The organism is Lacihabitans sp. LS3-19 (genome assembly GCF_024343575.1).
GTDB lineage: Bacteria > Bacteroidota > Bacteroidia > Cytophagales > Spirosomataceae > Leadbetterella.
In genome coordinates this window covers 36596-49655 of record NZ_RJUA01000011.1, presented here as the reverse complement: position 1 = coordinate 49655, position 13060 = coordinate 36596, and the positions used below count along the sequence as shown (strand labels likewise).

The 13060-nt window shown below is 37.6% G+C and carries 10 protein-coding genes; 2 read left to right on the top strand and 8 right to left on the bottom strand.

The genetic code is table 11. The features are described from left to right. Nucleotide 1 precedes the first annotated feature (1 nt). Nucleotides 2-1012 (bottom strand): hypothetical protein, encoded by a 1011-nt coding sequence (locus EGI22_RS10370; RefSeq protein ID WP_255068257.1) that lies wholly within the window; start codon nucleotides 1010-1012, stop codon nucleotides 2-4. A 285-nt stretch (nucleotides 1013-1297) separates the two neighbouring features. Beyond that, a complete protein-coding gene (locus tag EGI22_RS10365) occupies nucleotides 1298-5698 on the bottom strand; it encodes a 3-coathanger stack domain-containing protein (protein WP_255068256.1) in 4401 nt (1466 codons plus the stop codon). A gap of 258 nt (nucleotides 5699-5956) precedes the next feature. On the opposite strand from EGI22_RS10365, the gene EGI22_RS10360 reads away from it, so the two are divergent. Both EGI22_RS10360 and EGI22_RS10355 read left to right on the top strand, forming a co-directional pair. Continuing rightward, entirely contained in the window at nucleotides 5957-7009 is a 1053-nt protein-coding gene (locus EGI22_RS10360) for a glycosylase (RefSeq protein ID WP_255068255.1), read from the top strand. Nucleotides 7010-7017: 8 nt separating this feature from the next. Beyond that, on the top strand, nucleotides 7018-8592 hold the full coding sequence (locus tag EGI22_RS10355) for an arylsulfatase (protein WP_255068253.1): 1575 nt from the start codon (nucleotides 7018-7020) through the stop codon (nucleotides 8590-8592). An 80-nt stretch (nucleotides 8593-8672) separates the two neighbouring features. On the opposite strand, the gene EGI22_RS10350 is transcribed toward EGI22_RS10355, so the two are convergent. The 6 genes from EGI22_RS10350 to EGI22_RS10330 all read right to left on the bottom strand — a co-directional run bounded on the left by EGI22_RS10350 (nucleotide 8673) and on the right by EGI22_RS10330 (nucleotide 13031). Then, a complete protein-coding gene (locus EGI22_RS10350; protein WP_255068252.1) occupies nucleotides 8673-9131 on the bottom strand; it encodes a hypothetical protein in 459 nt (152 codons plus the stop codon). 598 nt (nucleotides 9132-9729) lie between these two features. After that, nucleotides 9730-10074, bottom strand: a complete 345-nt coding sequence (locus tag EGI22_RS10345) for a LytTR family DNA-binding domain-containing protein (RefSeq protein WP_255068251.1) — start codon at nucleotides 10072-10074, stop codon at nucleotides 9730-9732. A 23-nt stretch (nucleotides 10075-10097) separates the two neighbouring features. Next, nucleotides 10098-11324 carry a hypothetical protein gene (locus EGI22_RS10340; RefSeq protein ID WP_255068250.1) on the bottom strand — a complete coding sequence of 409 codons (1227 nt, stop codon included), beginning with the start codon at nucleotides 11322-11324 and terminating at the stop codon, nucleotides 10098-10100. Nucleotides 11325-11680: 356 nt separating this feature from the next. Then, on the bottom strand, nucleotides 11681-11845 hold the full coding sequence (locus EGI22_RS24125) for a LytTR family transcriptional regulator DNA-binding domain-containing protein (protein ID WP_369010872.1): 165 nt from the start codon (nucleotides 11843-11845) through the stop codon (nucleotides 11681-11683). 95 nt (nucleotides 11846-11940) lie between these two features. Continuing rightward, nucleotides 11941-12249, bottom strand: coding sequence for a LytR/AlgR family response regulator transcription factor (locus EGI22_RS10335; protein WP_369010871.1), 309 nt, complete (start codon nucleotides 12247-12249; stop codon nucleotides 11941-11943). A 323-nt stretch (nucleotides 12250-12572) separates the two neighbouring features. Beyond that, entirely contained in the window at nucleotides 12573-13031 is a 459-nt protein-coding gene (locus tag EGI22_RS10330) for a hypothetical protein (protein ID WP_255068248.1), read from the bottom strand. Between the last annotated feature and the right edge of the window lie 29 nt (nucleotides 13032-13060).

The window sequence follows — 13060 nt, the reverse complement described above, 5'->3', positions numbered from 1 at the left end:
ATCATTCAATATATGTTATATAAACTTTTGCGGGGTCATTTCCAATATTTCCTGAAAGTGAGATATCCTGCCCCAAAGTAGTAATGTAAATGTCAAGGCCTGTAAAATAAAAGCTAAATCTTGCTCCAGCATAAAATGCTGCCGAATTATAAAATCGTGAAGGGCTTACGTCGTCATCTTCAACTATTATTTCTATTCTTATTATTTTGGATGCATCTACTGGAAGAATGGAATAAACCGATGTCGCAGATGCAGCAGAGGGCATTATGATATTCAAAAGCTCGGTTTTGATTTTTGGAGAATTTTCTCCCAGATTTGTAAATCCATGAACGTCAAGCGTTGAGTTTGGATTAAAACTAGAATTGCCTCCAATTGCGACTTTGTTATCCTTCATTTTCAATCCAAATTTATCTTTATTTGTCCATATTGAAAGTGCGTCACTATCCATGTCATAACTTATTTCGCCATAGCCTGTTGTCTGGCCACTTTCGCCTAATTCTATCGAAGAGGTGCTAGTTCCTCTTACAATTAAAGTGCTTATTGGGGATATTTCATTTTGGATCAAAGCATCACCATTTACATGCAAAGTACTTTCTGGTACCTGTTTATTTATACCAACAGAAGCTGTACCAGCTAAACTTAAAACAGGTACATCTAAACCCGAGTTAACAAAAAGCATTTCATCTCCCCAGGGTGGAATTGGACTAGTAGAGTTTGCAAATCCTCTGATATCCCAATATCTAGCTCCCGGCACTAATGAATTTTTCCCTAATTCATTAGTTTCTATAGTTGATTGCCGAAATCTAATCACGGCTACTCGGTCTGCTGTGGCTTCGTCCAAAAGTAAATGTGGTCCTTTTTGATTGGTGACATTGCTGCCAGTTCCTCCTATATGACGTATGTGAAGCTTAGCGTGTTCTTCAAATAAATATGGACTTGAATTGGTGTTTTCTTCTTTAAACCCTACACCGATTCCTACTTTATTGTATTGGCTAGAATCAAAATGTATCACTGGAGTTTTGCCAGTACCTATCCAAAAAGGCTAATTTGGAGAAGTATTAATATGGGCTTGCTTTATAGTATTGCTTAAGGCGGCTGGAAGCTCAGTGATAATTTGAATCTGAGCTATAACACTTATATTGCTTAGAAATAATAGACTTACTAAACCAAATTTTTTATTCATGACTTTTTTTACAAATATATTTGCGGTAAATATTCTTGGCTATCGTGTAAATAGGGATTTTTTTGCCGTAGAATGAGGAACCCGGAAAGAGACATTTTTTTCTGTTTAATTCAATCATTGACAGCCGCCACTTTCAGCCTTAAAAACCACACCCTTTTTGGCCTCAAAACCTGGACTCAGCAGTATAGCCGGAGCGTAGTAATTGGCTTCCGCATCATTACTGATTTTGTTGCTGGCCTCAATCGTACCATTGGTTTCTTTGGCTGCAATTACAAATTTGCCTGTATTGATGTCTTGAGCTGTACTGGCTGTGGTAATCGATTGATTACAAGGTCCAAACTTTAGTATTTGTATTTTTTCATTGATGTGTGGGAATGTCAATTCGCCTAATTTTAAATCATTTCTGACTTCTATACCGCAAGCCATAAAAAGATAATCATCAAGGAGCGTAATATTCTCAAAGTAATCGTTTAAAGTACTTCCTACTTCGTCAAACCAATTTAGGTCTCCATTTTGATTAAATGAACCCAGGAAAATTTGTACCTGACTTTCATCACGAAGAATTTCATTCGAGCCAGCGGCAAAGGGCGTATTGAAATTAATATTTTTTGAAAATCCGCCACCGATAATTAGTTCAGAATCTCTTTGAATAAGTTTAGCATTTACAACATAAGATGTTGCGTCACCTCCAATTCTTCTAGACCAGAGGTAGTTTCCGGTTAAATCAAATTTTGACAAAATAAAGGCTTGACTTGGCCCTACTTCCAATTCATTTTGACCTGAAACATAAGGATTGGAAAAATTAACGATACCTTGAAACGTGAGGGTAAGTCCAAAAATTCCGTTGGCATTCACCAATAAATCAAGGGGTTGATGATAAGTATCGTAATTGATACCCATAATACGAGACCACTGGAAATTGCCAAATGTGTCAAAACATGCCAAAAAAGGACTAGATTGAGGAATAGGGGTTTTAAGCTTATTGGTAGTCCAACTGCTCGGCGTATTAAAATTTAAACTATCTGAATAGGATCCAGTTATGTAAATTTTATTGTTGTAGAATTGGCAAGTGAGGTAATCTTCATATCCCTTTCCTCCCATGCGTTTATACCACTCTACATTACCAGCTGTGTTGTATTTTACCAAAAAAGCGTCAGTCTCGCCTTCAGACACTACAAAATTGGAAGCATTGCTAAAAGGCGTATTGAAGTTGGCCGTACCCCGAAAAATTCCCGCCACATAAAAATTTACACCATCATTGCATATCGACGAGCCTTTTTCACTATAACTGGCACCTCCTGCACGTTTGACCCATTGAAATACGCCATTGGCATTATAAACAGCTAGGAAGGCATCGTCAGAGCCATTTTGGGAAAATAGTTTATTTGAGCTGTTTTGGTCAGGATAATTAAAGGAGACAGAATCAGTAAATTCGCCTATAAGGGCAATTCTATTGGGAAGAACAGAGAGGTCACTTATGTAGGCATTGACATTGTCAAAAAGTATTCGGGCTTGGCTAATTTTACCAAAAGCATCCATTTTGGCTAAATAATAATAGCTTTCGCCTGAGTTTTCTTTCAGTGTATCGGCACCCAATACTATTTGGTTTTGAAAAATCCCCACAAAATATACATTGCCGTTGCCATCAGATTTTACAAAATTTACATTAGGATAGCTTGATCCCAAAGTGCCCTCAGAACGATATTGGTCTATTTCAGGCCTCAACACCAAACGGTTGCTGAAAATAAAAGGAATAGCGGCTCCTTCGAGATAGTTAGAAGTGCTATCAGAAGGACTATTGAAGTTTATTTTCTGGGTGTAGCTTCCTGCGGTATATACGCTAAAGCCGTCATACTTCATTCCCTGAGCCAGATCGTCGCCACTTCCTCCTGCTCTTTTGGCAGACTCAAAACCACCGAATAGGTTGTATTCGGCCACAAAAATATCGCGTAAGCCATCAGAAACAATATCACTTGCCGATGCTGCCGATGGTGTGTTGAAATTTATGGTATTTCTAAAAACTCCTCCAAGAAAGAGCTTTTCATCTTTTACACTTACCGAGGTGCCTACATCATTGGCTGTGCCTCCTGCTCGCTTTTTCCATTGCGGAATGCCCGAAGAATTATAGGTACTTAGAAACACATCACGCCCACCTGCACTTAATAAAGAGGTGCCTGTGTTGACAGGACCAGGAAAATAAGCCTCCTCTTCAAAAAAGCCTGTGGTGTAGAGTATATTGTTTTCAAAATCCAAATCAAAGAGTTGGTCGGTAAAGCTGCCTCCGCCACGCCGTACCCAGCCCAAATTGCCCGCTGAGCTAAATCTAGCAACATATATATCTTTTTCTCCTGCCGAAATAATCTCGTTGCCAGTTGCAGATGGGGTATTGAAATTGGCCGTGGTTTCAAAATTTCCACCTACATACACCGCTGTGCCTGCAGCTTTTACTGCAGTACCTTCATCGGCATTTACTCCCCCCATTCTTCTTAGCCATTGCACTTGTCCAAAGGTGCTGTATTTTGCCAAAAAAGCATCCGATGAACCCGCTGATACCAGTTCATTGCTGCCAAATGCCGATGGTTTGTTAAAATTTGCAGTGCCTGAAAATGAGCCTATAAGATAAAGGTCTGAGCCCAGCACGTGAAGGTCATTCCCTTCGTCATCTCCAATGCCGCCACCCCGGGTAATCAAAAAAAGTACGCCGTCGGAGGCCCGGTATCGGGCTAAGAACATATCTTTTCCACCTGCTGATGTAATTTCTAAGGTACCCGCATTATAAGGATTACTGAAATTGCCCACTGACTCAAAACTGCCCGTGACATACACCCAGCCATCAGCTACTACAATACTATTGCCTTGGTCATTGCCTGTGCCGCCGCCCCGCTTGGTCCAAATGGCCTTGCCATCGCGGCCGTATTTGGTTACAAACATATCACGCTGGCCTTGACCATAGGTAGAAGGCAAATTACCAAAAGTCACATAAAGTGTAAAGTAGCCGGTCACATAAGAATTGCCTTCGTCGTCATAGGCCACATCCATGGCCGACTGCTCTACGGTTGGGGCATCAATTCCCGCTTTTTCTTGCCAGGCGGGTAGTAAATCAAGACTGTACTTGGCTAGGAACAAATTGTCTCCGCGTTCTACGAGAGTCTGTTTTCCCGCCACGGGTGGATAGCTAAATGAGATGGAATCGCTGTATCCTCCTACTACCAATAGGTCCTCATTATTAGGAATTAAACCCGTAATGCTAGTTGATTTAGAACCTAAGGGCTGTGCTGAAACAAAAGTGCCTAGGGTATTATAAACCGCAAGAAAGTTTTCACTTATTGTAATTTCGTCTCTGCCAGCGACATAGGGCGATGAAAAATTTATGCTATCGCTTGGGTTGTTAAAGCCGGCACTTGCTGATAGTATGATTCTATTGCCATTTACTATGAATCTTGACATGGCATCCCGATTTTCAGAACCGAACCTTTTGGCCCAAAGATAGGTACCCAAAGTATCGAAAGATGCCACATATAAATCACTGGAGCCAATGGAAATCAGCTCGTTGCTTCCTAGGGATGAGGGGTTATTGAAATTAACTGTTCCTTCAAAAATCCCTCCTATATACACAGCTCCTTCTGAGGCTTGAATAAACCTGCTTCTATACTCATTAGTGCCCGGCAAACGTTTTGCCCATTGGTATTGACCCTGTGTATTGATTTTCAAAACGAAGGATTCAAATACCCCCGGAGAAGACAATAGATTGGAATGCGTTTGAAATCCATTAAGCGAAAACGTTTCGATATAAGTTCCAATCATGTATAGGCTATGTTCATGAATCTCTATGTCCCAGAGGTTGTCTTCCCCGGTGCCACCTATTTTGTACTTCCAGTCTAGGTTGCCATTGAGGTCGTATTTGGCTACAAACGCATCTCTTCCTTGAGGAATAAGTTCTGAACCAATGAGTGGCTCGGTTTCTAAAGTGGCATTTTGAAAGTAAATAATGCCTCCCAAGAATATCCCTTCTTCGTTTACTTCAATATCAAACAAATCCTCGGCTCCATAAACTATTTTAGACCAAATGAAATTCCCTGAGGTATCGTATTTGGCGATAATTTTCGATTCTCCTTCCGAAACAAGTTCATTACTTCCCGATTGATTCGGCGTGTTGAAATTGACCGTGTTGTATATCGACCCGGTTACATATATGAATCCATTAAAATAAGCGATGTTGGTAAGCAAATCGCCATCTTCGCCTCCAAACCTCTTTACCCACAGTAAATCTAGATTAGCATTGTATTTGGCTAAAAAACCGTCGGTAGAGTTATTGTAACTTTCCAATTTCTGTCCGCTCCATAAGGTAGTTTTAAATGAGCCGGCTATGTACCAATTGCCCAAATCATCTTTAACGGCACTTCTTATAAACTCCTCTCCAACAATATCTTCAAAAGATTTGACCCACTCAGGGTGCAGCTGGGCATAAATATTTTGTATAAAGAAAAGAAAGAAAATTAGAAAGATATTTTTCATGGAAAATGAAGCATTAATTCATCTTCAAAGTTGGTAAAACTATCTAAGTCAAACCATCGTGTAAATGGGGATTTTTTTGCCGTAGAATGGAAAATTCAAATTATAAAGGCTCAATTTCTTTTTTGAATCAAGTTCTATTAAGTTTTACAATAAAAATTAATCCTTTAAAATACATGGGCTAAAATCATGTTTTTTAACTAATTTTAAAACCTTATTTACCTAGAAAATTTCCGAAAAAACAATATAAAACGGCTTGTAATGAGAAATATTTTCCTAATTATGGTTCTCTTGATTTTCCCCTTAAAAGGTTTTAATCAAAAAATAACAAATATAAAAAAAGCTGTACCAAATGATGAAATGGAGCGGGTTTTTCAGGAAATTAAAACACCCTTCAAATACGGCATTGTTTTACAACATCCTGATTCCAGCAAAATGATTGATTCACCTACCATTTTTCGGGAGAATGAAACCTGGTATATGACTTATATAGTATTTGACGGTCAAGGATACGAAACCTGGCTTGCAGAAAGTCAGGATTTGTTGCAATGGGATACCAAAGGGAAAGTATTATCATTTACTGAAAACACCTGGGATGCCAATCAAAAAGCAGGCTACATGTCGCTGGTTAATATCGATTGGGCCGGTGATTATTCTGTAGAAAAATACAAGGAAAACTATTGGATGACCTACCTCGGCGGAAATTCTACAGGATACGAATCAGGAACCTTGAAAATCGGGTTGGCAAATTCTTCCTCTTTGATCGATACTCAGGAATGGAATACAAACTTGTCCCCTCTTTTGTCGCCCGAAGATAAAGGCGTTCGTTGGTTTGAAAACAAAACCATTTATAAAAGTACGGTGATACGCGACGAGAAAAGGCACACTGGACATCCATTTGTGATGTATTACAATGCCAAAGGAGATACCGCCAATTATGAAAGCATTGGCATGGCTGTATCAGATGATCTTTTGAAATGGTCGAGATACGGTGAAAATCCGGTAATTACGAAACATAAAGGGATTTGTGGAGATGCTCAAATTACAAAATTCGGTGAGCTGTACGTTATGTTTTATTTCGGAGCTTTCTGGAAACCTGGAGCATTTGAACGATTTGCTTGTTCTTACGACTTAATCAATTGGACAGATTGGAATGGGCCTGATCTGGTAAGTCCTTCCGAAGATTTTGATGAAAAATATGCCCATAAACCATGGGTAATAAAATGGAAGGGTGTGGTTTATCATTTTTACAATGCAGTAGGTAGAAACGGCCGGGTGATAGCTTTGGCGACTTCAAAAGATTTAAAAAATTAAGCATTGAGATGTATTTAAGACTAATCTTATTTTTATTACCTTATTTCATTTTTGCTCAAAAATCGGAGAAACCCAATATCGTTGTAATTATGGTGGACGATATGGGATTTAGCGATATCGGGTGTTATGGCGGGGAAATTCCAACGCCAAATATTGATAAGTTAGCCAAAAATGGACTGCGTTTTAAACAGTTTTACAATACCGGAAGGTGCTGCCCGACCCGTGCCAGTCTGCTAACAGGGCAATATCCTCATAAAGTGGGAATTGGCCTAATGGCCGAAGATCCGGAAAAACCAGATGCTATGCATTGGGGAACGCATGGATATCAGGGGTTTTTGAATAGAAATTGCGTGACTCTAGCCGAAGTTTTAAAAACCAATGGCTACCATACCTACATGACAGGCAAATGGCATGTGGGCATGAATGAAAAAGAAAAGTGGCCGCTGCAGCGAGGTTTTGATCATTACTATGGCATTTTGGCTGGAGCCACCAGCTATTTAAAACCACAAGGTGGTCGTGGACTCTGGCTGGATAATACCAAAATGGCTGCACCAGAGGATCCAAACTATTACACAACAGATGCCTTTACGGATTACGGACTAAAATTTATAAAAGAGCAAAAAGACGAAAATCCTTTCTTTTTATACCTGGCCTATAATGCACCTCACTGGCCACTTCAGGCTAAAGCAGAAGATATTGAGAAATTCAAAAATCTATATGCAGTTGGTTGGGACGAAATCAGAAAAAACCGACTCGGGCGACAAATAGAAATGGGTTTGATAGATAAAAACTGGGGCTTTTCCGAGCGAGACAGCCGGGTAAGAGCTTGGAAAAACCTAAGTGTAGCAGAGCAAGATGCAGTAGCTTACCGAATGGCTGTTTACGCAGCCCAAGTATATGCCGTGGACTATAACGTAGGTAAAGTTTTGGATTACTTGGAAACGTCTGGAAAGTTAGATAATACCATGATTATTTTTTTAGCTGACAACGGTGCTTGTGCTGAAAATTACGATGAATTGGGCAGCAAGGATGCAAGCCTGATTAATGACCCGGATTTTAGTGGAGCCGTTTCTTACGGTATTGGCTGGGCGAATGCCTCGAATACGCCTTTTTTCGAATACAAGGTAAAACCTTATGAAGGCGGCATAGCCACTCCCATGATTGTGCATTATCCCAAGCACATAAAAAACACGGGTAAATTCACCAACGAAATAGGCCATCTGATAGACCTGATGCCAACGCTGGTGGAGGTTTCAGGAGCGAAATACCCTTTAACTTTTCATGGTGAATCAAGTATTTACCCCATGGCGGGTAAAAGTCTGCTGCCCATATTAAATGGTGGAAAACCTAACAAAAGAGAATACCTTTTTTGGGAGCATCAGGATTATTGTGCGGTGCGGAAAGGAGACTATAAGGCAATTAAAAAAATAAAAGATATCGAATGGCAGCTTTTTGACTTAAAAAATGACCGAACAGAGCGAAATAACATTGCCAGCGAAAATGGAAATCTGGTAAAGGAAATGGAAGCCAAATGGCACGAATGGGCTTTGGAGAATAATGTTTTCCCTAAGAGAATGGAATAGTATCACTTCAAACTCTTTCCAAATTAGTTTGCAACTTGCCGAAGCAAGAAAATAAGCCAGGAGAGATATTAAATCAGGATCTATTTCCTGGTCAAATTCCCCCTACCTATATTTTCCGGAAATTCCTCCTGATACCATTTTACACTCAGGTTATTTTCATCAACTATGGTAACTTCAAAGATACCATCGCCACATGTGGAATTAGTCTCAATCAGGATTTGACCTAATTCATAAAAACTACTTCCTGACGTGGATAGCAGGGAGAGATTAAATGTACAAGCCAATGGAACACAATTGAATAGGTTGTCGTTACAAACGGATATGTCTCCGGATTTAAACGATCCCGAGCCAGATTGACCATTCAATGTTGTATTATTGATAGTTAAATTGGTAATCAATTCTCCGAATTGTGGCTCAATTAAAATGCCCTGCCAAACTCCTAAAACATTATTCTCTAAACCAGGGTCCGTTGTTTTGGAACAAGAATTTAAAATAACTGAGATTGTAAAAAGTAGAAGAATTAATTTGCTTTTTTTCATATTTTGGATGTTTTTGTTTAACAAAACCAGATTATATATTTTTTTAGAATAAAATTAAATTTTCTACTTTGAGTACTACGCATAGCTCGGCATTGAATACAAAGTTCGCATCTTTTAAAATCGATATTTACAGGGCTTTACGGCCTAAAGTAATGATGCACTTTTAGGTATTGTAGTTATTATGTTATAGTCAGATATTTTGCCAATATTCCAATTTGCTACTTTAATTTATTTATTACTGTAAGTAAAACACAGACCTATATTAGTTTCGCAGTTAAGCGGATTATACCAATTAGTATATATGCAACCGCTGTCCCATGTGAAAGCTTGAATTGGCAAAAAGGTTTGACAATAGCAGTAAAATGGTAGAATTTTCTTCCTAGACTATAAAAAAGTTAACTGAGAGCAAATGAATTTGCGATTATTATCTCCCTAGTAAAAAAAAAACTTGGATTCTTTAATCGCAAATAAATATCATGAAATCATATTAGTCGCAAAACTCAGAGTCATAAACTTTTTATAAATAAACTGTAACTAAAACCAAATAACTGGTACAGTTTTCAATTTTATGACAAGAAAAAATCATTTTTGTTGGATTTTAGATTGCAGTTTGTAATTCATTCGTTAATTCAAATAAACCGGCTTCCCTTCGCCTCGAAACCAGTAATTGGTCGGCATTGGTCAGTTTTACGAATAGTTTATCTTTCTTTCTAATTAACTTTTTGACAAACTTCATGTTCACAATTGAGTTTTTGTGGGTGCGATAAAATCCGAAAGGAAGCAATCTTTCTTCCAATATTTTAAGCGTAGTGGCTACTATTTTGGTATCACCGTTTGTAAAACTCAAAATGGTATAGTTTATATCACCTTTTAGGCTTAGGATATCTTCCGGGTAGGCATTACAATGACCTCCAATTCGTACAAAAATAGGATTAGTTTCCATGAATTTATTAGATTTAAGTGGGATTATTCTTCGTAAGTTATCAATATCCAATAATTCTGTTCTTGCAAAGCTGAGGCAACATCATCTAACATTATATGGGCACTGTTAATATAATATCTATATTGTCTATCTACCGGACCAAGACCGTTTCCTGATGGTGGATAGTTTACACCCAATCCATTGGTTATATGAATGTCAACGGCAAGTATTTTATCTCTTGTTAAGCCATGGGCTACAGGTGTTACTGAACCGGCATCAGTTACACCAGATATTTTCTTCATTTTTATAGAAGGAGCTGTTGAACCTAATTGTGAAAAGCCAGCAAGTCGAGTATTTCCACTACCATAAAAAGTGGCCACATTACCAAAGTGAGTATTGTAGATATTAAATTGTGCGTTGGCAATGACACCATCAGTTTTGCCAGCCAGCGTCCATAATTCAGGGGAGGAAAAGTTACTGAAATTTATTCGTCCAAAGTCACTATTATTATTTTCCTCAATTACTAGCTGAGGTACAGTTCCTGAGCCATTGGCCTTTAGGTGTAATTTGCCTTCTGGAGTGTTGGTGCCGATTCCAACCTGATTAATATTTGAAACCGTTTTAGTAACAAAAACACCATCAGTTGTTGATGATCCATTTACTATTCTTAAGTAATCATCTACATGATTATAGTTAATTACTGCTTTGGCTTGGTTTAGGCTGTTTTGAAAAGTAATCCCAGCATTTCCTGTTCCAGTAGCCCCAGTAGTTTTTAAAAACATAAATGGTGTTGTGTCCTCTACTTTGAAATCGCCTCCTTTAACATGAAGTTTATGTTCAACTGGTTTGAAATAATCAAAATCACCAATCCCAAGCTTACTTTCATCGTCTAAATACATACCGTTAGTCATGAAGTTAGTCCCTTTTTTAGTTACATAAAATTGCATTGCTGTTCCATTGTTGCTAGAGGTCCAATTTTCTGCTGCTAAAAATCTAATTCTGATTCTATCACTGGTGAAATTAGATCCGTTATATGCCTGGCCTCCTATTTTCAACATAGAGTATTCTCCAGTTAAAGGAGTTGGATTGGTTAAGGAACTCATGCTTCGAATCCCAGTGATTTCGGGAGAACTCATGCCTTTTATTTTAAAAAAAGGTGTTGATGTGCTTTTTTGCTCAGATTGACCGTCAGGTAAAAGAGTTATACTTTGTGCAAAAAGGGAGGAGTTAATACTCAATAATAAGCAAAGGAAAAGGGACAGTTTTTTCATTTCAATAATTTTAATGTTGTAAATAATTTAAAGAAAACTTTATTAAGGATATTTGGTGATTTTATATTCAAAAACTTTGTATTGGTTTGTCAATGAGACTTTTGCTTTGTTTTTGAAGCTAACCCTAAATTAGAGTGGATAGTACAGATAGGGTAATTTTATTAAATGGATGGTACATGAAACCAAATAATCAGGATGGTTTTTGATTTTATGGTAAAAAAAGGACCTGCTGAAAAAGAAATTCAATCAAAATGAGCATAGAATGCAGCCTTTCGGAATCGGCTAATAGGAAGTTTTTCGGCCGTATCAAGAATTACTTCAGCATTGCTTGATTTTATTATCTCAGTCACCTATGTCTAGTTTACGAGGTACTGATTATCTATTCTGAAAAATTTTGAATTCAAAAGATTTTCTTCAAGCTCTTTCAGAAGGTTATTGACAGATCGTACGGAACCATCAGTTTTTTTTGTCAATGAAATACTTCCTTCGGAGTAGATGTAAAGTATTTGATTTAGTGGAATTTTTAAAAAACCACTTTTTCTTCAATAATTAAATCCTGATTTTCAGCTGCAATTATACCTCGTTTGTTTATCAATTTCTGAAGTAGCGATTTCAGCTATAAGGTACTAAGGGGCTGACTCAAATAACCCGAAGTTTGATGCTGGAAAGACTTAAAGGCAAACTCGTCGTGAGCAGTAGTAAAGATGACATTCCTTACTGATAGGTCAATATTTAGGAACAATTCAAAACCTCTTTGTCCAGGCATTTTGATATCTAAAAATAGAAAACTTGGTTTGTTAATTCTCGAAAAATCCTCAGTTTCTTCCACAGAATTACCCGTAAATGTGATTTCAATAGGTAATTTGGTCAATTCCATTTGGGCAGATAGCGTTCGGATGCCATGAGCTACATCGTCTACTAAAATTGCTGTGTATTTTATTATTCGAAGTAGTTGTTTTTCATTTCTGGGAAAACGAATTTTGCAAAGCTTTTAGATTTCTATTTTTTAAAGTTTTGAACTTAAAAGAAAAGCCAACGATGAAATCTAAAAGCAATGCGTTACATAAATGAGAAATGGATAAGGCTTTCAAACTATTAATTGATTCTTGGAAACTATACATTAGGCTAAGTTTCTTATATATAGGATATTGAAAGCGAACCGAAAGATTTCACTAAACATTTTTAGAAATAAGAAATCAACGAATCAAAATCTACAGAATTAGCATTTTAAATTTTAGCTTAATAATTTCAATTCGACCTACTCGCATTTATAACCAGAGCAAGGTTTGGATCTGCATTTGGTATATTTAGCACCACCTTATCATTCATATACGATAGACTATACCCATGACTTTCAGTGCCTACTATAGCCCCAGAACTATTTTTTGAAAGTTTAATTATATCACTTTTAGATTGCGTTGAATTCTCCACACCAGATTTTGATTGTTTAAAGACAATTACAAAGTTTGCCTCATTATCACTTATTTTATTCAAAATTACCCTTAATGTTGCAATCACTCCATCAGAATTAACGGCCGGAAGATTAATCAACTTAGAACCTGAGGTATATGAATCTGCCACGTATTCACCCATTATTTGGTCAGCAAAAGGTACTTCTGGTTCTGGATCTGTGGTAGAACACGATGTAAGCAATGAAAGATTAAGAAAGACCACAGTAACAATTAACAATGTATTTTTAAGTTTCATTTTAGAAAAGATTTATGTTAAAAAATTAA